The sequence below is a fragment of the Streptomyces sp. NBC_01445 genome (assembly GCF_035918235.1).
Lineage (GTDB): Bacteria > Actinomycetota > Actinomycetes > Streptomycetales > Streptomycetaceae > Streptomyces.
In genome coordinates this window covers 1212208-1233355 of sequence record NZ_CP109485.1, presented here as the reverse complement: position 1 = coordinate 1233355, position 21148 = coordinate 1212208, and the positions used below count along the sequence as shown (strand labels likewise).

The window sequence follows — 21148 nt, the reverse complement described above, 5'->3', positions numbered from 1 at the left end:
TACAACCCAAAAAGGGCTTCGGCCTGAGCGGGTCGAGCGAAAGGCGCCTGACGGGTAAAAGACCAGGTCAGGCGCCTTCTTTTGTGCCCCTAGAAGAAGCCGAGCTTCTGTGCCGAGTACGACACCAGCAGGTTCTTCGTCTGCTGGTAGTGCTCCAGCATCATCTTGTGGTTCTCGCGCCCGATCCCCGACTGCTTGTAGCCGCCGAAGGCGGCGTGGGCCGGGTACGCGTGGTAGCAGTTCGTCCAGACTCGGCCCGCCTGGATCGAACGGCCCGCGCGGTACGCCGTGTTGATGTCGCGGGTCCACACGCCCGCGCCGAGGCCGTACAGCGTGTCGTTGGCGATTTTGATGGCGTCGTCGTAGTCGGCGAACGAGGCGACTGAGACGACCGGGCCGAAGATCTCCTCCTGGAAGATCCGCATGCGGTTGTTGCCCTCGAAGATGGTGGGCTGGACGTAGTAGCCGCCTGCCAACTCGCCGTCGTATTCGATGCGCTGACCGCCTGTCAGGACCTTCGCGCCCTCCTGCTGGCCGATGTCCAGGTAGGAGAGGATCTTCTGGAGCTGGTCGTTGGACGCCTGGGCGCCGATCATGGTGTCGATGTCGAGCGGGTTGCCCGGCCTGATGGCCTCCGTGCGCGCGATCGCCGCGTCGAGGAACTCGCTGTAGTGGCCCTGCTGGATCAGCGCCCGCGAGGGACACGTGCAGACCTCGCCCTGGTTGAGGGCGAACATCGTAAAGCCCTCGAGGGCCTTGTCGCGGAAGTCGTCGTCCTTCGCCCACACGTCGTCGAAGAAGATGTTCGGCGACTTGCCGCCGAGTTCGAGGGTGACCGGCTTGATGTTCTCCGACGCGTACTGCATGATCAGCCGGCCCGTCGTCGTCTCACCGGTGAACGCGACCTTCGCCACGCGCGCGCTGGACGCGAGCGGCTTACCCGCCTCCACGCCGAAGCCGTTGACGACGTTCACGACGCCCGGCGGCAGCAGGTCGGCAACCAGGCTCAGCCAGTAGTGGATGGACGCGGGGGTCTGCTCTGCGGGCTTGAGGACCACCGCGTTGCCCGCCGCGAGGGCCGGGGCCAGCTTCCAAGTGGCCATCAGGATCGGGAAGTTCCACGGAATGATCTGCGCCACCACGCCGAGCGGCTCGTGGAAGTGGTACGCGATCGTGTCGTCGTCGATCTCGCTGAGCGAGCCCTCCTGGGCGCGCAGGGCGCCGGCGAAGTAGCGGAAGTGGTCGATCGCGAGCGGGATGTCGGCGGCGAGCGTCTCGCGGACCGGCTTGCCGTTCTCCCAGGTCTCGGCGACCGCCAGCTTCTCGAGGTTCGCCTCCATCCGGTCGGCGATCTTGAGGAGGATGTCGGCGCGCGCGGTGGGCGACGTACGGCCCCAGGCGGGCGCGGCGGCGTGCGCCGCGTCGAGGGCGCGCTCGACGTCCGCCTCGGTGCCCCTGGCGATCTCCGTGAACGGCTTCCCGTTGACCGGGCTCGGGTTCTCGAAGTACTGGCCGAGGGCCGGCGGCACGTACTCGCCGCCGATGAAGTGGTCGTAGCGGGCCTGGTAGGAGACGACTGAGCCGTTGGTACCGGGCGCTGCGTAAAGGGTCATCTTGGCTGGCCTCCCGTGCGAGCCGCCCGCCGTTGGGCAGCTTTCGCACGGAGGCTAGGCGCGCGGACGTTGCAGATAGGTTGCGTACGACGTCGGGGGGCCGGGCGCGGCCTGCTCCGCGTCGAGTTCCCTGAGCCGGGCAAGCACGGGCGGCGTGGGGCGCACCGTGGCCAGCGCCCGCCACACGTCGAGGTCCTCCTCGCCCCACGGTGCGTGCGCCCAGTCCGCGAGCAGGTCGGGGTCGCCCCGCGCGATGAGCGCGGCACGTATCTCGTCGGTGAGCCTGCGCCGTACACGAACGACGGCAGGGGCCTGCGAGCCGGGCAGCAGCGGTCCGCCGAACGCGGCGGCGGCCGCCGTCACCGCGCCCGTCCCCAGGCGCCGCTCGACCGTCCCGAAGTCGGACTCGACGGGCGCCGCCAGGCGGTAGGGGCGCGAGCCGAGGATGTCGGGGCCGAGTACCCGGCGCAGGCGCGCCAGTTCGGCCCGCAGCGTCACAGGTGTGACCGACTCGTCCTCGTACAGGGCGCACAGCAACTCGTCGCCGGTCAGGCCCTCCGGGTGGCGGGCCAGCAGGACGAGGATCTCGCTGTGCCGGCGGCTGAGGCGGATCTTGCGTCCGCCGCTCGTGATGAGAAGCGCCTCGTCCCGGCCGAGCGCGGTGAGCCGGAGGCTGTCCGCGTCCGAAGGCGGCGGCGCGAGCAGCGCCAGCTGGGACTCCGCCGCACGGGCCACCGCCTGCACGAACGCCAGGCTGTGCGGATGGGCAAGCCCGTCCCCGCCCGTGATGTCGACGGCGCCGAGCAGCCGCCCCGAACGCGGATCGTGCACGGGGGCCGCCGCGCAGGTCCACGGCTGGACGCGCCGGATGAAGTGCTCGGCGGCGAACACCTGGACGGGCCGGTCGACCGCCACGGCCGTGCCCGGCGCGTTCGTCCCCATCGCCGTCTCCGACCAGCGCGCGCCCGGCACGAAGTTCATCTTCCCCGCCCGCTGCCGCGTCGTCCGGTCGCCCTCGACCCACAGGAGCCTGCCGTGCGCGTCACACACGGCGAGCAGATGCTCGCCGTCCTGGGCGAACGTGCCCATGAGTTCACGGAACAGCGGCATGACCCGGGCCAGCGGATGCTCGGCGCGGTACGCCCCGAGGTCGCCGTCGCTCAGCTCCACCGACGCCGAGGCGTCCGGGCTGACGTGCGCTCCGGCGGAGCGCCGCCAGGAATCGGCCACCACGGAGCGCACCGGGCGGGACACGGTCCCCGCGGCGGTGAACGCCTCGTGCGCGCGGCGCAGGACCCGTACCCGCTCGGACGGATCGGTGCCCGGCTCCAGGGCCACCCATGGATCGGTCAAGTCGGCCTCCCCGGCGGGCGATGCGGCGGTGCATCGCTGTGGGGACATCGTCGCGCCGGGGACGCATACGGACAAGCGTCCCGACACTGATCCGCACGGATGCGTCACAGTGCGTGCGCGCCGGGCAGGCCGACCCCGCTGCGCTCCTGGCCACTGCTCAGGCGAAGTTGACCATCCTGATGTAGCGGGACCAGTCCCAGTACGGGCCCGGGTCGGTGTGGTCCGTGCCGGGGACCTCGTAGTGCCCGAGGATGTGCTGGCGGTCCATGGGTATGCCGTACTTGGCGCAGATCGCGGCGGTCAGATTGGCCGACGACTGGTAGAGCGCGTCGGTGAAGTACTCCGGCTGGTCGACCCAGCCCTCGTGCTCGATGCCGATGCTTCGGGTGTTGTAGTCCCAATTTCCGGCGTGCCAGGCGATGTTGCGCTCGCGGACGCACTGGGCGATGTGGCCGTCGGACGAGCGGACCACGTAGTGCGCGGAGACCTTCTTGGCCGGGTTCTGGAAGATGGCCAGGGCGTCGGCGTACGTCTCCTGGGTTACGTGGATGATCACGTAGTTCAGGGGATAGCTGGTGGGGCGGCTGGACGCCGTGTAGTTGGAGGTGCTGGCAGGGACGGACTCGGCGCCCGGATAGTCGACGGCCTGTGCCCCGGCCCAGGCGTGGGCGGCGGGGAGCAGCGCTGCGGGCACGGCGGCGAGCGCGCCGGCCTGGAGTAACCGGCGCCGGCTCGGAAGTGGCCTTCGGTCCATGACTGGTCTGCCTCTCTGGTGGGGACGGTGGGGCAGGGCTTTGTCTGCGAACAGCGAACGGTGCGTCGTCAGAAGGTGCGGTGGTCCGGGCGGGGGAGCGTCGCGGCGACGTCCCTCAAGTGCGCGTGCAGCCCGCGATGCGTCTCCCGTGCCGGCAGCCACTCCTTACGGAGTTTCGCCACGCACGTGTAGTTCGTGTCGCAGACGTTGGCGAGCGGCGACTCGACGGTCTGCGAGGCGAACTGGTAGGCGTCCAGCTCACTGAAGCCGTAGTCGCGCTCCAGCCAGCGCACCAGGTCGAGTTGGGATATCCGGAACGCGTCCTCGAGGGGCCGCGCCGATCCGGTCGAGATGATGTGCGTGTCCGACTCGATGCGCGGCCACGGCGTGGCGACGCCCTTGAGGAGCTCGACGATCACGACGGTCCGCATGGCGCACTCGACGGCGACGCCGCACGTCTCGCCCTCGCCCTGCCGCGCGTGCCCGTCGCCGAGGCTGAGCAGCGCGCCCTCGACGTTCACCCCGAGGTAGCAGGTGACGCCCGCCCGCATTTCCGGCGAGTCCATGTTGCCGCCGTGCGCGTCCGGGACGAGGGCCGAGCGGACCTCGAGGTTCGCCGGTGCCGCGCCGACCGTTCCGTGCATCGGGTCCATCGGCAGCTCGACCTGGAAGTCGCTGTCGTGCGCAGTGAACCGGGCCGTGCGTCGCTCCCCGTCGAGGTGCCACATCCATACGACCTCGGGCAGCGGCGGCTGGAGCGTGGCCGTGGTGTGGGTGGACGTGAGTGCGCCGAAGAGCGGGACTGTCGTCGACGCCGCCCAGTCGCGGGCCGGCTCGACGGAGACGAAGTGCACCGCGACCGTGTCGCCGGGTTCGGCGCCCTCGATGTGGAAGGGCCCGGTCTGCGGATTGAGGAACGGGAACTCGCACACCTGCGACACCAGGTCCTTCTCGGACCGCACCCGCCCGTCGAAGCAGTCCTCCGTGTACAGGTCCAGGACCGTGCCCGGTGCGATCCGGGCGACGGGCGGCGCGCCGCCGAACGTGTAGGCGTACTCGCCCGGTTCGGGCCGCACGGTCAGGATCCTGGGGTCGTTCATCGCTGTGCTGCTCCGCTCACTGTGAGGTGGGTGCGTCAGGGTCCGATCCTGTGTCCGGTGCTCCGTCGGGTGCGTCGTCGTCGAGATGGACGCGTCCGGTCTCCGCTATGCGTTCCGGATGGCGCCGCAGGAGCACTGCGAGCACCACGATCCCCGCGAGCATCCACGCGGCGACGACCGGGCCCGCGTAGGAAACCGGCGCCGTCAGCTCCGACACGAAGTCGAAGACCGGCAGGCCCGCGGCCGTCAGCAGCGCGGGCACGAAGGCGACGATGCCGAGGAGCGGGAGGACGAGATGGCGCACCGGGCGCAGAGCGGAGCGACCGCGGCGCAGGAAGTACCCGGCACAGGCGAGGTTCGCCACGATGTACACACCGATGATGACCGTGACGATCACCGTCGCCAGGAGCAGGAACGCCGTCACCGGGTCGTAGGCGAAACCGAGCCCGAGCATCGCCGCGACCGCGACGACGAACTGGACGGCGACGCCGGTGACGGGGGAGCGGCGCACCGGGTGCAGGCGCGCGAAGCCGCTCGGGAAGACGCCGATCCGGCCGAGGGCGAACGCCGTGCGTGTCGTGACGTTGGCGCACGCGTTGGCGTTCGCGATCGTCGAGTTCACCACCGCCAGGAACACCAGGACCCAGAAGAGGCCGAACGAGGCGCGGGCCACGCCCTCCCACGACGCGGCGCCCTCCGCTCCGAACGTCGCGAACCTGCCGGGTCCGAAGTACACCGACATCGCGTACGTCGTCAGTACGTAGAAGAGCCCGATCGCCAGGGCCGCCCCGAGGACGGCCCGGTGCATGGTGCGCCGTGGGTCGCGGGTCTCCTCGGCGAGGGGCGCCGCCGCTTCGAACCCGGCGAACGCCAGCACCGTGTACACCGAACCGGCGAAGACGCCGCTCCAGCCCTCGTACCCCTGTGCCGAGTGCGAAGTGCCGAACACCGAAAGGGTGTTGTCGCTGCCCGCCTTCGAGATCAGCAGGATCGCGAAGGCCAGGAAGACGACGACCTCGAAGGTGCCGAGCACCGTCCCGAAGCGGGCCGACGCGCGCACTCCGAAGTAGCCTGCCACGGCGATGATCACGGCTCCGGCGAGCGACCACGGCCACCACAGGTCAGCCGGGTACGACGACCACTCGTTGTGCAGCGTCCCGGCCGTGGTGAAGCCCAGCTGCAGCAGAAGCAGAGGCGGCACAAGGGCCTCGACGAACACATAACCCCAGCCGACGAGGAAACCCACGCTCGGATGGAGGCCGCGCGCGGCGTACGTCGACACGGAGCCGGCCGCGGGCAGTTCGCGTGCCAGCTCCGCCACGCACGACGCCGTGAACAGACAGGCCACCAGCGCGATCAGCACGGACAGGGGCAGGCTGCCGCCCGCGAACGCCGTACCCGCCGGGATCGACGCGGCGACCGCGGCCGCCGGCGCCATCGCCGTGATGCTCTGGAACAGGACCTCGCGCAGCCCGATCGCCCCGCGCCGCAGTCCCGTTCCGTTCTGAACGTCCACCCCCGACACCTGAATCCCCCGATCCACGTGACCGCGCCACCACGCCGAGGCGGTGGCGTTCCGCGTGAATTACGTTAAGGGCCTTGGCGGTTGGGGCGGAAGGGGGCGCGGCGCGCCTGTGGATAACTCGCCGATTGTGAACAACCGCACGTCAGAGGTCCGAACCTCTGGCACTTCGCGCGCCACGGCGCAGGGGTCCGGACGGCCACCGGCGTCCTACACGCTCGCCGCCACCGGATCGTCGAGCACCGCCCGCACCACCGAGTGCGCCGCACCGAGCAGAGGGCCGTCGGACCCCAGGCGCGACACCGTCACCCCGTCGGCCGGCGTAGCCGTCCGGCGCGTCAACTCCCGCTCCAGCGCGGGCAGTAGCCACGGCGCGAGCCGCGACAGCGCCCCGCCGAGCACGACCGCCCGAGGGTCGAGGAGGTTCACCGCCCCGGTCAGCGCGATGCCCATGGCGGCCCCGGCCCCGCGCAGCGCCCGCCGCGCATCCGTGTCCCCTGCCGCGGCGCGCTCGGCGAGCAGACCCACCCGGTCCTCGCCGGGACCGAGGCCCGCCGCGCGCAGCACGGCCTCCTCGCCCGCGTACTGCTCCAGGCATCCGCGCCCTCCGCACGGGCACGCCGGGCCCTCCGGGCGGACCGGAACGTGCCCCAACTCGCCCGCGAATCCACGGGTTCCGCGCAGCAGCTTGCCGTCGACGACGAGCGCCGCGCCGATGCCGATCTCGGCCGAGACGTGCAGGAAGTCGGCGGGGGTCTCCTCGCCGAGCCAGAGCTCGGCGAGGGCCCCGAAATTCGCCTCGTTGTCGACGCTCAGCGGCAGAACGGACCGTGGCTCGGTCGGTGTCGGCAGCAGCGTGGAGACGTCCGTGTCGTGCCAGTCCAGGTTGGGCGCCCGGACCACCGTATGCGTGCCGCGCGCGACCAGGCCCGGCACCGCGACCGCGAGGCCCGCCGGGCGCAGCCCCTCCCGTTCGGCACGGGCCGTCACCTCCCGGATCAGCACGGACAGTTCCTTGAGGACGGGGCCGGGCGCGCGCCCGCGGTTGGCGACGCGGCGCACGGCACGCGCGCGTACCTCGCCGCTCAGATCGACCGCGCACACCGCGAGATGGTCGACACCGACCTCGGCCCCGATCCCGGCGGGACCGCTGCGGCTGACGACGAGCGCCGAGCCGGGACGCCCGACCCTGCCGGGCCGCTGTGGGCCGAGCTCCTCGATCAGACCCGACCGGATCAGTTCGTCGACGAGCGTCGAAACCGCGGCCCTGGTCAGCCCGATGTGCTGGGCGACCGTGGCCCGCGACAACGGTCCGTCCGTGGCGACGGAGTGTATGACCCGCGAGAGGTTGCGCCGGCGCATGCCCTGCTGGGTGTCGGGTGTGCCGGGCCGGGGCTCGTGCAGTGGTGCGGTCATGCCTCCGGACGCTCCCATGGGGTCGGGCCGGCGCACGCGGCCGTCGGCCTTCCTGGATCCTCGGTCGGCGGGGTGGTCAGCGCGGACCCCTGTCCAGGAGCGGGGCCGCGTCGGAGAGTACCCCGGAGATCCGCGCCAGCGCCGCCGCGTCCTGCTCCACAGGATCCAGAACAGGCCCCTGCGCCGTTCCCCAGCGCCGTGCCACCGCCGCCGGATCCTCCCCGGTCAACAGCCCGGCGGCCTGCGCCGCGGCGCCGAGCGCGACCAGCTCGCGGGCCTCGGGCACCTGCACCGCACGGCCCGAGAGCCGTCGTACGGTCTGTTGCCAGGCCGCTCCCCGGGCGCCGCCCCCGATGAGCAGCAGCGGCACCGACAGGTCGGCGTCAGCGTCGAGGACGAGGTCCAGCGCGCCCAAGAGCGCGTGGACTGCGCCGTCGTAGGCGGCCTGCAGGAGCTGGCCTCCCGTGGTGTCGTGCCGCAGTCCGTGCAACAGCCCTGAGGCGTTCGGCAGATCGGGGGTGCGCTCGCCGTCCAGGTACGGCAGCAGCGTGATGCCGCCGCCGGGTTCCACGGCCTCGCGGTCCAGGCCGAGCAGCGCGGCGACCCGGTCGACGGCCAGCGTGCAGTTGAGGGTGCACGCGAGTGGCAGCCAGTCGCCGCGCGCGTCGGCGAAGCCGGCGACAGTGCCGGTCGGGTCCGCGGGGCGGTGCCGCGACACCGCGTACACCGTGCCGGACGTGCCGAGGCTGAGGACCGGGGTGCCGGGCCGGAGCCCGAGGCCGAGGGCGGCGGCCGCGTTGTCGCCCGTGCCCGCGGCCACCAACGTCCCCCTGGAGAAAGGCAGTTCACCCGATCCGTGGACCGTACCGGCCACCTCTCCGGGGCGCACGACCCGGGGGAGGAGCGCCGGATCGAGCCCCACGCGAGCGAGGATGTCGTCGTCGTACGACTCCGTGGCCGAGGCCCACCAGCCCGTGCCCGAGGCGTCGCCCCGGTCCGTCGTGCCGTCGCCGGTCAGCCGCTGAGTGAGGTAGTCGTGCGGCAGCCGCACGGCGGCCGTGGCGCGTACCGCGTCCGGCTCGTGCTCGGCCAGCCATGCCCACTTGGTGACGGTGAACGAGGCCCCGGGCACACTGCCCACCCGCTCGGCCCACGCCTTGGGGCCGCCCATCTCGTCGATGAGGCGGCGGGCCTGGGGCGCCGAGCGCACATCGTTCCAGAGCAGCGCGGGACGTACCGGCCGGCCGGCGGCGTCGAGCGTGACGAGGCCGTGCTGCTGACCGCCGACCGACACTGCCGAGGCCCGGTGCGCCGCGTCACCGCACTGGCGCAGCGCCTCGCACAGTGCGGTCCACCACTGCTCGGGGTCGCTCTCGCGGCCCTGCCCCGAGCTGACCGTGTGGGGTGCCTGGCCGCTCGCCACGACCGCGCCCGTGGCGGCGTCGACGACCAGGGCCTTCGTGGACTGCGTGGAGCTGTCCACCCCGACGACGAGTGGTCCATCGGCTGATGACATCCGGCTCTCCCGTTCCCGACAAGACGATTCCGTGGCTGTCCGAGGTACATGTGCGACAGAGCGTTCACCCGATGCTCTCCCGATATGCCTCTTCCCAGCGGCGTGTCCGCATACTAATTTGTAAAGTGCCATGACGAAATAGGCGTGACTGGCGAGGAGCCGCAACATGACGTACCGACCCACCCCCGACGACAAGTTCAGCTTCGGCCTGTGGACGGTCGGCTGGCAGGGGCGCGACCCGTTCGGCGACGCCACCCGCGCCGCCCTCGACCCGGCCGAGTCCGTGCGGCGCCTGGCCGACCTCGGCGCCTACGGAGTGACGTTCCACGACGACGACCTGATCCCCTTCGGGGCCTCGGACACCGAGCGCGAGTCGCACGTCAAGCGCTTCCGGCAGGCCCTCGACTCCACCGGCCTGATCGTCCCGATGGCCACCACGAACCTCTTCACGCACCCCGTCTTCAAGGACGGCGCGTTCACCGCGAACGACCGAGACGTGCGCCGGTACGCCCTGCGCAAGACCATCCGCAACATCGATCTCGCTGTCGAACTCGGCGCGAAGACGTACGTCGCCTGGGGCGGCCGCGAGGGCGCCGAATCCGGCGCGGCCAAGGACGTACGGGCCGCGCTCGACCGGATGAAGGAGGCGTTCGACCTGCTCGGCGAGTACGTCGTCCAGCAGGGCTACGACCTGAAGTTCGCGATCGAGCCGAAGCCGAACGAGCCGCGCGGCGACATCCTCCTGCCCACTGTCGGCCACGCCCTCGCCTTCATCGAGCGCCTGGAGCGGCCCGAGATGTACGGCGTGAACCCGGAGGTGGGCCACGAGCAGATGGCGGGGCTCAACTTCCCGCACGGCATCGCCCAGGCACTGTGGGCGGGCAAGCTCTTCCACATCGACCTCAACGGCCAGACGGGCATCAAGTACGACCAGGACCTCCGCTTCGGCGCGGGCGACCTGCGCTCGGCGTTCTGGCTGGTCGACCTGCTGGAGACCGCCGGGTACGAGGGGCCGCGGCACTTCGACTTCAAGCCGCCGCGCACCGAGGACTACGACGGCGTGTGGGCGTCGGCCGAGGGCTGCATGCGCAACTACCTGATCCTGCGCGAGCGTGCGGCCGCGTTCCGGGCCGACCCGGAGGTTCAGGAGGCGCTGCGCGCCTCGCGGCTCGACGAGCTGGTGCAGCCCACCGCCGCCGACGGCCTGTCGGGGCTGCTCGCCGACGCGAGCGCCTTCGAGGGCTTCGACGTGGAGGCGGCCGCCGCCCGCGGCATGGCCTTCGAGCGCCTCGACCAGCTGGCGATGGACCACCTGCTGGCGGCCCGGGGCTGACGGCCACGCGCGCGTAGTGCCCGGTTCGGCCCCCGCCAACTTCCGTGCGGGGGCCGAACCTCAGCCGTTGCCCCCGGGCGGCGCACCGGGACGTACGTGGCCTCTGGGATACTTCGGCGATGAACACACGCACGACGGAGTACGCGGAACCGCCTGGTCAGGAGGGTTCCGAGGCAGGCCGGCCGCCCGGCGTCCGGTGGGAGCTGAGGGCTGCCGGGCCCGCCGACGTGGAGCCGATCGCCGAGCTGCGCGCCGTCGTCATGCGACCGGACCTGGTGCGCCTCGGCCGCTACGACGAGCACCGAGTCCGGCAGCGGCTGCGTGACACGTTCTCCGAGCGGTACACCTCCGTCGTCCTGGCCGACGGTGCGTTCGTGGGCAGCGTCACGATGCGCCCGGCGCAGTCCGGGGGCCAGTGGATCGAGCACTTCTACCTCGCCCCGGAACAGCAGGGCAGGGGTCTCGGCACGGCCGTCCTGCGCGCACTGCTCGACCGGGCCGACGCGGCGGGCGAGACCGTACGCCTGGACGTCGTCCAGGGCAGCGCGGCCCGCCGCCTCTACGAGCGCCACGGCTTCACCCTCGAATCGGAGGACCCGATCGACGTGTTCATGGTGCGTGCCCCACAGGCCATGCCAGAGGCCCGCCCTGATCCCCGACCTCAAGGGCATGGCGCGGACGGTTCAGGCCCCGACCCACACCGTGGTGATGTTGCAGAACTCGCGGATTCCGTGGTCCGAGAGCTCCCTGCCGTAGCCGGAGCGCTTGACGCCGCCGAACGGGAAGGCTGGGTGTGAGGCTGTCATTCCGTTGACGTAGACGCCGCCCGCCTCGATGTCGCGGGCGAAGCGGTCGATCTCCGCCGCGTCATGTGTCCACACGTTGGAACTCAGCCCGAACGGTGAGTCGTTGGCGAGGGCGACGGCCTCGTCCAGGTCGCCGACGCGGTACAGCGTGGCGACCGGGCCGAAGGTCTCCTCGCGGTGGATGCGCATGTCCTGCGTGATGTCGGTGATGACCGTCGGCTCGTAGTACCAGCCGCTCTTGGCGTACGCCTCGGGGCGCCGGCCGCCGCACAGCACCGTCGCGCCGCACTCCACGGCGTCGTCCACGAGTTCTTCCAGGTCGGCGCGGCCCTGCTCGCTGGCGAGCGGGCCGACGTCGGTGTTCTCGTCCATCGGGTCGCCCACCCGCAGGGCCCGCATCCCGGAGACGAACAGCTCGGCGAACTCGTCGTACACGTCCGTGTGCACGATGAACCGCTTCGCCGCGATGCACGACTGCCCGTTGTTCTGCGCCCGCGCCGTCACAGCGACCTTCGCGGCCTTCGCCACGTCGGCCGACGGCAGCACGACGAACGGGTCGCTGCCGCCCAGCTCAAGGACGGTCTTCTTGACCTCGTCGCCCGCGATCGAGGCGACGGAACGTCCCGCCGGCTCGCTCCCGGTCAGCGTCGCCGCCACGACCCGCTCATCGCGGAGTACGCCCTCGACCGCGCGCGAGCCGATGAGCAGCGTCTGGAAGCACCCGTCGGGGAACCCGGCCCTGCGGAACAGGTCCTGGAGGTACAGCGCGGTCTGCGGCACGTTCGACGCGTGCTTGAGCAGTCCCACGTTTCCTGCCATCAGGGCGGGCGCGGCGAACCGTACGACCTGCCACAGCGGGAAGTTCCACGGCATGACGGCGAGGACGACGCCCAGCGGCCGGTAGCGGACATGGGCGCTGACCGCGCCGGAGTCCTCCACGTCCTTGGCCGAGGGGTGCTCGTCGGCGAGGAGTTCCTGCGCGTGCTCCGCGTACCAGCGCATCGCCTTCGCGCACTTCGCGGCCTCCGCGCGGGCCGCCACGACGGGCTTGCCCATCTCGGTGGTCATGACGCGCGCGATGTCGTCACGGTCCGCGTCGAGGAGGTCCGCGGCGGCCTGGAGCAGCCGGGCCCGTTCGAAGAACGTGGTGGTGCGGTACGTGCGGAACGTGCCGGCGGCGAGAAGGAGCCGGTGCTCGATCTCCTCGTCGGTCAGGGCGTCGTACGTCTTGAGCGTCTCGCCGTTCGCGGGGTTGACCGTCGCGATGGGCATGGGGGTGACCTCCTCTGCGCGGTGCTTCGACCTTGCCGCGCCACGTCGCGCCGCGCAACGCGGACGGACCGTGTACCCAGTGGCGCGGCAGTCAGACGTGCTCGGCGAGCCGGTCGAGGAAGACGGTCTGCGCCTGCACCACGAGGGGACGCGCCGCGTCGAGCCCGAGCCAGGCAGCGCGGTCCAGCTCGGGGAACTCGGCCATGCGCCCCGAGCCCTTCGGCCACTCCATCGTGAACGTGCCGGGCACGAAGCCGTCCAGGTCGAGGTCGCCCTCCACGGCCCACACGGTGACGTGCTTGCCGCCGGACTGCACGGTGTCACCGAGCGGCACCGGCGTGCCGTCCGGCGGGGCAAGGCCCAGTTCCTCCTGGAACTCCCTGCGCGCCGCCGCCCACGGTTCCTCGTCGTCCTCGTACTCGCCCTTCGGCACGGTCCACGCCCCGGCGTCGCGCCGCTCCCAGAACGGGCCGCCCATGTGTCCGAGCAGCACCTCGGTACCGGCGGCCGTGCGCCGGAACAGCAGCAGGCCCGCGCTCTGCTTCTTGTACGCCATGGCACCAGTGTCGGCGCGCTCCATGTGAAACGGCGCCTGGAATGGGGCGGGCGATCCGCGGTGCCTCCAGAAGACCGTCTCGCCGTGCACGACGCGGGCGTGGCGTCCGCGATGGTCGACACCGGCCGGCAGGTGGGCGGTTCGTCCTGAGGACTGAGCGGGAGTGAGTCCTGTTGCCAGAGCCCATGCTCAGTCGTGTGCCCCGAACGGTTTTGGGCAGATTGGTCCCCGCCTTCGCTCCGCACCCGGCCGGCACGGATCGTGTCCGTGGTCCGGGCACCCGTACCGGGCGGCGACCTGGACGGTCTACGCCCGGTCGGGTGACCGGATCAGGACGAGGAGTTCGAGGCCCGCCCGGACGTGCCGTGCGCCTCCGCCTCGGGGCCGACCGGATCCTGCGCGTCCCGCGGCGCGGGCACGATGCCAGCGCCCGCGGTGACCACCGCGGCCGGTGCGTCGCCACGCTGCCGCCACCGCGACACGCGCACGGCGACGGGCTCGGTGAAGCGCGCCGTCAGCGGTCCGACGATGACGAGGATCAGGACGTACGCGGTCGCCAGCGGACCGAGCCTGGGCTCGATCCCGGCCGTGACCGCCAGGCCCGCGATGACGATGGAGAACTCGCCACGCGCCACGAGAGCGCCGCCGGCACGCCAGCGGCCCTTGACGGAGATCTTCGCCCGCCGCGCCGCCCAGTAGCCGGTCGCGATCTTCGTGCAGGCCGTGACGACGGCGAGAGCGAGCGCCGGAAGCAGGACGGGCGGGATGCTCGCGGGGTCGGTGTGCAGGCCGAAGAAGACGAAGAACACGGCGGCGAACAGGTCGCGCAGCGGTAGCAGCAGCGAGTGGGCGCCCTCGGCGACCTCACCGGACAGGGCGATGCCGACGAGGAACGCGCCGACCGCCGCCGACACCTGGAGCTGCTGCGCGATCCCCGCGACCAGGATCGTCAGGCCGAGCACCACCAGGAGCAGCTTCTCCGGGTCGTCGCTGGAGACGAACCGGGAGATGAGACGGCCGTACCGCACCGCGAGGAACAGGACGAGGCCGGCGGCCCCGAGCGCGATGGCCAGGGTGACACCGCCCGCCGCCCAGCCGACACCGGCGAGCAGCGCCGTGATGATCGGCAGATAGACCGCCATCGCCAGGTCCTCGAGGACCAGGATGCTGAGGATCACGGGGGTCTCCCGGTTGCCGACCCGGCCGAGGTCGCCGAGCACCTTGGCGATCACACCCGATGACGAGATCCACGTGACACCGGCGAGGACGACGGCCGCCACCGGGCCCCACCCCATCAGCAGCGCGGCCGCGGCGCCCGGCAGCGCGTTGAACGCGCAGTCGACGAGGCCCGCCGGGTACTGCGTCTTGAGGTTGCTGACGAGATCGCTGGCCGTGTACTCCAGGCCCAGCATCAGCAGCAGCAGGATGACGCCGATCTCGGCGCCGATCGCCACGAACTCCTCGCTCGCGCCGAGCGGGAGCAGCCCGCCCTCGCCGAACGCGAGGCCCGCGAGGAGGTAGAGGGGGATGGGTGAGAACCGGAACCGCCCGGCGAATCTGCCCAGCAGGCCGAGCGCGAGGATGATCGCCCCGAACTCGATGAGGAACACCGCGGAGTGCATCCGATCACTCCCTTCCGAGTATCGTCGCCGCCGCTTCCACGCCCTCGCGGGTGCCGATGACGATCACGGTGTCCCCGCCGGCGAGCCGGAAGTCGGGGGTGGGCGACGGGATCGCCTCGGCGCGCCGCAGCACGGCCACGATCGAGGCGCCGGTCTCTGTGCGCAGCTGGGTCTCGCCGAGCAGGCGCCCGTTCCAGTGCGAGGTCGCGCCGATCTCGATGCGCTCGGCGACGAGGCCCAGATCGGTGGTGTGCAGCAGGTTCGGGCTGTGGTGGGACGGCATCAGCGCGTCGATCAGCGCGGCCGCCTCACCGGACGTCAGCTTCAGCGACAGGTCGCAGGCGTCCGGGTCGTCGGTCCGGTAGGCGCTCAGGGTGCGCCCGCCGTCCCGGTGCGCGACCACCGACACCTGGCGTTGGTCGCGGGTGGTCAGGTCGTACCGGAAGCCGATCCCCGGCAGTGGCGTGCGGCTCAGACGTGAAGCGGGCACAGCTCTCCCCTTGTCCGTGCTTGTCCTGGGTGATACATGGCGCCTGCAGGTACCGGGCGCCATGTGTCACCCTATCGGCCCCAATATTTGGCAAAGAAACGGTCTTGTCACGGGGCTGGGTACGCGGCGAGCACCGTCTCGACCGTGTCCGCGTCCTCGGCCGTCTTGTCCTCGCGGTACCGCACCACGCGCGCGAAGCGCAGCGTGACGCCGGCCGGGTAGCGGGTGGACTTCTGCAGACCGTCGTAGGCGATCTCCACGACCAACTCGGGCCGCACCGTGACGACATGTCCGTCGTCGCTCGTGGCCATCTCCCGCAGCCGCTCCGTCTGCCAGGCGAGCAGCGCGTCCGTGAGCCCCTTGAACGTCTTGCCCAGCATCGCGAAGGAGCCGTCCGGCCTGCGCGCACCGAGGTGCAGATTCGACAGCTTGCCCGTCCGCCGGCCGTGCCCCCACTCCGCCGCGAGCACCACCAGGTCCAGCGTGTGGACGGGCTTCACCTTCAGCCAGGACGCGCCGCGCCGCCCCGCGCTGTACGGGGCGTCGAGCCCCTTCGCGACGACGCCCTCATGACCGCGGCGCAGGGTGTCGGCGAAGAACGCGTCGGCCGCCGCACGGGCCGCCGCGTCCTCCCCGTCCGGAACGACGACGTGGCGCACCCGCATCACCTTCGGCACCAGCCGCGCCAGGCGCGCGTGGCGCTCGGCGAACGGCAGATCGAGCAGCTCGTCCCCGCCCGCGTACAAGACGTCGAAGAACACCGGCACCACGGGTACGGACCCGGCGGCCGTCACCACGTCCACCCGCGAACCCACACGGCTCGCGATCTCCTGGAACGGGCGCGGCCGGCCGTCCCCGTCGAGCGCGATGACCTCCCCGTCGAGGATGAAGCGGTCCCCGTCGAGCCCGGCGGCCACGGCCGTCACCTCGGGCAACCGGTCGGTGATGTCGTCGAGCGTGCGCGTGTAGACGCGTACGACGTCGCCGTCGCGGTGGACCTGTACGCGGATGCCGTCCAGCTTCTCCTCCACCGCGCACGCCCCGAGCTTGTCCACGGCCTCCCCGACCGAGGGCGCGCTGTGCGCCAGCATCGGGAACACCGGGCGGCCGACGGTGAGTTGGAACTCGCCCAGCGCGTCCGGGCCCTCGGCCAGTAGGGCCTGCGCCACCACCTGGAGCGACCCGGTCAGCATCACCGCGCGCCGCACCTCCTCCGGCGGCGCGCCGGTCGCCTGCGCCAGCCCCTCCAGAGCCACCGCGTCGAGCGCCCCCTGCCGCACCTCGCCGGTGAGCAGACCGAACAGGAACCGCTGCTCGTCCTCGGTCGCGGCGCCCATCAACTCCCCGACGAGACGGGTCCGTTCGGCCTGCGACCCGGCGCCTGCCACATCGCCCAGGGCGGCCAGCGCGGCGTCGACGTCCTGGACCGTCAGCCGGGGCTGCGCGGCCGGTGCCACCGGGTCACGCAGCACCCGCCACCCGATGCCGAGACGCCCCTGCGGGAGGCGTCCCGCCAGGTAAGGGATCACGATCGGCACGTCGTCCGGCTCCGCCGCCCGGAAGAGCTCGGCGAGCAGCGCGATCTTCCGTGACCGCGCCCTGGTGGCCGCGACCTCCTGGGACACCTGTGCGAGCCGGGAGAACAGCATGCAGCCATCGTGCACCGGGTCGCGGTGCGGCGCACGAGGGTACGGGCTCCCGCCGATAAGCCGCACTCACCAAGGGATTCCCGAAAGGGACTCGCCCTTCGAGTCCATTCTCCCTCCATCGGAAGTCCGTTCCGCGATGCGAGACCGGCACGGAGATTTCTTGACTGGCGCGACGCGCCCCTGGTTGGATCGGTGGCATGAACACGAGACTGGACCTCACGCGGCGACGCCATGTCGACCTCGCGCGCGTCTCCAGCTCCTTCTGTTGCCGCGCCCTCTGACGAGCCACACGCGCCCCGGCGACCAGGCCGCCTCCACGGCGGCCGCCATCGTCGGACCTCCACCGTGCCGATCGATTTCCGCACGGCTTCCCACCGCACCTCACTGAACCGCACCGCGTATTCGGCATGCGCGAATTCCTGAATTTCGGCACTCCTGCGATTCCCGCGTTCACGCCTTTCGCATTGCCCGCATTCCACGTGCCGAATTCCAGTCCGAAGGGTCCCGTCATGGCCACCGTCCTCTCCATTTCCGGAAGTCCCTCCGCCACATCCCGCACGGCGCGGCTTCTGCGCCACCTCGACGCACGGCTCGAAGCGCAGGGCCACGACGTCATAGCGCTCGACGTCCGCACCCTGCCCGCCGAGGCGCTCCTCGGCGCGGACTTCGCCCACCCGGCCATCGTCGAGGTGACCGAGCTCCTCGCCCGCGCCGACGGGGTCGTCGTCGCGACGCCCGTCTACAAGGCCGCGTACTCCGGGCTCCTCAAGGCGCTCCTCGACCTGCTGCCGCAGTACGGACTCGACGGCAAGACCGTGCTGCCGCTCGCCACCGGCGGCACCACCGCCCATGTCCTCGCCCTCGACTACGCGCTGCGGCCCGTCCTCAACTCCATGGGCGCCGACCACATCGTCCAGGGGTGGTTCACCCTCGACAAGGACATCACCGTCGCCCCGGACGGCACGGTCGGTGTCGCGCCGGGGCCGGCCGAGGCGCTCAGCCGCGTCGTCGACCAGTTCTCCGGCGCGCTCACGCGCACCGCGAGGCCCCTGCTCGCCGCGGCGAGCTGACCCGTCAACTCCAGCCCAGTCGGGGCCTGTTGACAGCCCGTTGTAGTCCCTTGCGATCGGAGCCCGCCCGTGTCCCTCACCTTCCACTGGTTCCTGCCGACCAACGGCGACAGCCGCCACGTCGTCGGCGGTGGTCACGGCACACCCGTGACCGCGGCGGGCGGTGACCGGCCCCCGTCCATCGGCTACCTCACGCAGATAGCCCGCGCCGCCGAGGACCTCGGCTTCGTCGGCGCGCTGACCCCCACCGGCGCCTGGTGCGAGGACGCCTGGCTGACCACCGCCATGCTCAGCCAGCAGACCGAGCGCCTGAAGTTCCTCGTCGCGTTCCGGCCCGGCTTCGTCTCGCCCACGCTCGCCGCGCAGATGGCGTCCACGTACCAGCGCCAGACCGGCGGCAGACTTCTGCTGAACGTCGTGACGGGCGGCGAGAGCCGCGAGCAGCGCGCCTACGGCGACTTCCTCGACAAGGAATCCCGGTACGCGCGCACCGGTGAATTCCTGGAGATCGTCCGGGGGCTGTGGGCCGGCGACACCGTCGATCTCGCGGGCGAACACCTCCAGGTGCAGGACGCACGGCTCGCCCGGCTGCCCGACCCCGTTCCCGAGGTGTACTTCGGTGGCTCCTCGCCCGTCGCGGGGGAGATCGCGGCGCGGCACAGCGATGTCTACCTCACCTGGGGCGAGCCGCCCGCCCAGGTCGCCGAGAAGATCGCCTGGATCCGCGGCCTCGCCGAGAAGGAGGGCCGCACCGTCCGCTTCGGGATCCGGCTGCACGTCATCACGCGCGACACCGCCGAACAGGCCTGGGCGGAGGCCGACCGGCTCCTCCAGGGCTTCGACCCGGCCACCGTCAGGTCCGTCCAGGAAGGGCTGGCGCGCAGCGAGTCCGAGGGCCAGCGGCGCATGCTCGCCCTGCACGGCGGAAGCTCCAACAGCCTGGAGATCCACCCGAACCTATGGGCCGGCATCGGCCTCGTACGCGGCGGCGCCGGTACCGCGCTGGTCGGCAGCCATGACGAGGTCGCCGACCGCGTCGAGGAGTACCACCGTCTCGGCATCGACGAGTTCGTGCTCTCCGGATACCCGCACCTGGAGGAGGCGTACTGGTTCGGGGAGGGCGTCCTGCCACGGCTGCAAGCCCGCGGGCTCTGGGCACACCCGCACCGGGGTTCGGCAGCGCTGACGGCGCCCCAGGTCCCGTTCGGGAGCTGAGCCGGTCCGCCCGCCCCGCCGCTACAGCACCTTCCGCTGGTTCCGCTTGTGCGGCCCGGGCTCCAACGCCGGTGCCGCCACGCCCAGATGCGAGCGGCACTGCGGCTTCGGAGCCTTCTCCAGCCGCGGCCGGACCGCCGCCGGACGGATGAACAAGACGGCCGTCGCCGACCCCAGCGCGAACAGCAGGGCGCACCCCATGGCCGCCCGGTGGAACGACGTGTTGACGGAGTCCGGCTGCGTGTACGCGTCCCCGGACAGGCCGACCGCCAGCGGCAGCGCCGCCACCACGAGGAGCTGCGCGATCCGGGCAGCCGTGTTGTTGACGCCGCTGGCGAGCCCGGCGCGGCCCGGCTCGACCGACGCCAGGACCGTGGCAGTCAGAGGCGCGACGAACACGCTCATGCCCAGGCCGAGCACCGCCACCGCGGGCAGCACATCGGCCACGTACGACGCACCTGGCTCGATCCGCAGCATCAGAAGCAGGCCCACCGCCGCGATCAGCGGCCCGGCGACCAGGGGCGGCGTCGGCCCGACACGGCGCGCGAGATCGCCCGCGCGGGGGGAGAGGAGCAGCATCAGGACGGTGATCGGCAGCGTCGCCGTACCCGCCTGCAGCGCGCTGTAGCCGAGCGCGATCTGGAGCTGTACGGGCAGCAGGAACAGGATGCCGCCGATCGCCGCGTACAGGCACAGCGTCATCGCGTTGGCCGCGCTGAACAGCCGGGAGCGGAACAGCGAGGGCGGCAGCATCGGCTCAGCGCGATGGTGCTCCACGACGACGAAGGCGATGCCGGCCGCGACACCGAGTACGGCGGGCAGCGCCGTCGACACGAGGGACGCGCCGCCGGACGACCCGATCAGCGCGTAACTGATGCCCACCAGGCACAGGGCGGCGAGCGAGGCGCCCGCCATGTCGAAGCGGGTCCCGGCGACCCCGGCCTCACGGCTCTCCGGCACGTGCCGCACCGCGATCAGCAGCACGATCACGGCCAGCGGCACATTGATCAGGAAGATCCACCGCCACCCGGGTCCGTCGATCAGGTACCCGCCGAGGAACGGTCCGAGCGCCCCGGCCACACCCGTGAGCCCCGACCAGGCGCCCACGGCGCGCGACTGGTCGTCGGGGTGGAACGAGGACCGTACGAGGGCCAGCGACCCGGGGGTGAGGAGCGCACCGCCCACTCCTTGCAGCGCACGGGCCGCGATGAGCACACCCTGGTCGGGGGCGAGCCCGCACAGCGCCGACGCGACCGCGAACCAGGCCACGCCGAGCGCGAGAGTGCGCCGCCGCCCGATCCGGTCGCCGAGCGCTCCGCCCCACAGGAGCAGGGCGGACAGCGTCAGCATGTAGGCGTTCACGACCCACTGGAGGCTCGACAGGGAGGCGTCGAGGTCGCGGCCGATGGTCGGCAGGGCGACATTCACCACCGTGCCGTCGAGCATCGCCATCCCGGAGGCCAGGACGACACAGGCGAGGATCCAGCGACCCCTGGCGGAGGAGAGCCGGATTCCGGGGGTGGACTCGACGGGTTCGGGCGTCATCGCAGCCATTGTCGTGGACGCGGGGGAGCGGCGCGAGACCGCGCCGCGAGCGAGCCGTTCCCCCGCGCCGTCATCGCGCCCGACCTGGTCGGCCACGGAGCCTCCGTCATGCCCCGCGCCGACTGCTGGGAGCGGGGCATGATGGAGGCTGGCGAGCGGAGTACCGCGTAACCGCTACCGGGATTCATTCGCAGTGCATCGGGCTTCAGCCCGGTGGTGAAGTGAATCTTGCGATAGCGACGCGGAGCGTCGCGGCGTGCCTCCCTGCGGAGCAGGGAGGCGTGGTGACTCCGCCGCCCGCCCGGCCTCCGCCCAC

18 protein-coding genes are annotated in these 21148 nt (G+C 71.8%); 5 read left to right on the top strand and 13 right to left on the bottom strand.

What is annotated here, in order from left to right:
* Window positions 1-89: 89 nt before the first annotated feature.
* The 7 genes from exaC to xylB all read right to left on the bottom strand — a co-directional run bounded on the left by exaC (window position 90) and on the right by xylB (window position 9274).
* Complete coding sequence (exaC, locus tag OG574_RS05960; RefSeq protein ID WP_326772207.1) at window positions 90-1613, bottom strand: acetaldehyde dehydrogenase ExaC; 1524 nt, start codon at window positions 1611-1613, stop codon at window positions 90-92.
* 54 nt (window positions 1614-1667) lie between these two features.
* Window positions 1668-2966, bottom strand: a complete 1299-nt coding sequence (locus OG574_RS05955; RefSeq protein ID WP_326772206.1) for a GAF domain-containing protein — start codon at window positions 2964-2966, stop codon at window positions 1668-1670.
* A gap of 157 nt (window positions 2967-3123) precedes the next feature.
* Complete coding sequence (locus OG574_RS05950; protein WP_326772205.1) at window positions 3124-3720, bottom strand: N-acetylmuramoyl-L-alanine amidase; 597 nt, start codon at window positions 3718-3720, stop codon at window positions 3124-3126.
* A gap of 68 nt (window positions 3721-3788) precedes the next feature.
* Window positions 3789-4820, bottom strand: a complete 1032-nt coding sequence (locus tag OG574_RS05945; protein ID WP_326772204.1) for an acetamidase/formamidase family protein — start codon at window positions 4818-4820, stop codon at window positions 3789-3791.
* Window positions 4821-4836: 16 nt separating this feature from the next.
* Window positions 4837-6336 (bottom strand): APC family permease, encoded by a 1500-nt coding sequence (locus tag OG574_RS05940; RefSeq protein WP_442816794.1) that lies wholly within the window; start codon window positions 6334-6336, stop codon window positions 4837-4839.
* A 216-nt stretch (window positions 6337-6552) separates the two neighbouring features.
* Window positions 6553-7758, bottom strand: a complete 1206-nt coding sequence (locus tag OG574_RS05935) for an ROK family transcriptional regulator (RefSeq protein WP_326772203.1) — start codon at window positions 7756-7758, stop codon at window positions 6553-6555.
* Between the two features lie 76 nt (window positions 7759-7834).
* The gene (xylB, locus tag OG574_RS05930) at window positions 7835-9274 is read right to left on the bottom strand and encodes a xylulokinase (RefSeq protein WP_326772202.1); all 1440 of its coding nucleotides are present in this window, start codon (window positions 9272-9274) and stop codon (window positions 7835-7837) included.
* A gap of 166 nt (window positions 9275-9440) precedes the next feature.
* Here xylB and xylA point away from each other — a divergent pair, with 166 nt between their 5' ends.
* Window positions 9441-10607, top strand: coding sequence for a xylose isomerase (gene xylA / locus OG574_RS05925; protein ID WP_100593158.1), 1167 nt, complete (start codon window positions 9441-9443; stop codon window positions 10605-10607).
* Window positions 10608-10726: 119 nt separating this feature from the next.
* Window positions 10727-11404, top strand: coding sequence for a GNAT family N-acetyltransferase (locus OG574_RS05920; protein ID WP_326772201.1), 678 nt, complete (start codon window positions 10727-10729; stop codon window positions 11402-11404).
* Here OG574_RS05920 and OG574_RS05915 read toward each other — a convergent pair.
* The 5 genes from OG574_RS05915 to OG574_RS05895 all read right to left on the bottom strand — a co-directional run bounded on the left by OG574_RS05915 (window position 11291) and on the right by OG574_RS05895 (window position 17002).
* Entirely contained in the window at window positions 11291-12685 is a 1395-nt protein-coding gene (locus OG574_RS05915; RefSeq protein ID WP_326772200.1) for an NADP-dependent succinic semialdehyde dehydrogenase, read from the bottom strand. The genes OG574_RS05920 and OG574_RS05915 overlap by 114 nt on opposite strands.
* A gap of 91 nt (window positions 12686-12776) precedes the next feature.
* Window positions 12777-13241, bottom strand: coding sequence for an NUDIX domain-containing protein (locus tag OG574_RS05910; RefSeq protein WP_100593161.1), 465 nt, complete (start codon window positions 13239-13241; stop codon window positions 12777-12779).
* Between the two features lie 329 nt (window positions 13242-13570).
* Complete coding sequence (locus OG574_RS05905; protein ID WP_326772199.1) at window positions 13571-14863, bottom strand: cation:proton antiporter; 1293 nt, start codon at window positions 14861-14863, stop codon at window positions 13571-13573.
* Window positions 14864-14867: 4 nt separating this feature from the next.
* Window positions 14868-15338 (bottom strand): cation:proton antiporter regulatory subunit, encoded by a 471-nt coding sequence (locus OG574_RS05900; RefSeq protein ID WP_100593818.1) that lies wholly within the window; start codon window positions 15336-15338, stop codon window positions 14868-14870.
* A 122-nt stretch (window positions 15339-15460) separates the two neighbouring features.
* The gene (locus OG574_RS05895; RefSeq protein ID WP_326772198.1) at window positions 15461-17002 is read right to left on the bottom strand and encodes an ATP-dependent DNA ligase; all 1542 of its coding nucleotides are present in this window, start codon (window positions 17000-17002) and stop codon (window positions 15461-15463) included.
* A gap of 197 nt (window positions 17003-17199) precedes the next feature.
* Between OG574_RS05895 and OG574_RS52670 the strand changes: the two genes are divergently transcribed.
* From OG574_RS52670 to OG574_RS05885, 3 genes are all read left to right on the top strand, one after another.
* The gene (locus OG574_RS52670) at window positions 17200-17283 is read left to right on the top strand and encodes a putative leader peptide (protein WP_351255852.1); all 84 of its coding nucleotides are present in this window, start codon (window positions 17200-17202) and stop codon (window positions 17281-17283) included.
* 228 nt (window positions 17284-17511) lie between these two features.
* Window positions 17512-18072, top strand: a complete 561-nt coding sequence (ssuE, locus tag OG574_RS05890) for an NADPH-dependent FMN reductase (RefSeq protein WP_326772197.1) — start codon at window positions 17512-17514, stop codon at window positions 18070-18072.
* 69 nt (window positions 18073-18141) lie between these two features.
* Complete coding sequence (locus tag OG574_RS05885; RefSeq protein WP_326772196.1) at window positions 18142-19287, top strand: LLM class flavin-dependent oxidoreductase; 1146 nt, start codon at window positions 18142-18144, stop codon at window positions 19285-19287.
* A gap of 21 nt (window positions 19288-19308) precedes the next feature.
* Here OG574_RS05885 and OG574_RS05880 read toward each other — a convergent pair whose 3' ends face one another.
* Complete coding sequence (locus OG574_RS05880) at window positions 19309-20841, bottom strand: MFS transporter (protein WP_398376840.1); 1533 nt, start codon at window positions 20839-20841, stop codon at window positions 19309-19311.
* Between the last annotated feature and the right edge of the window lie 307 nt (window positions 20842-21148).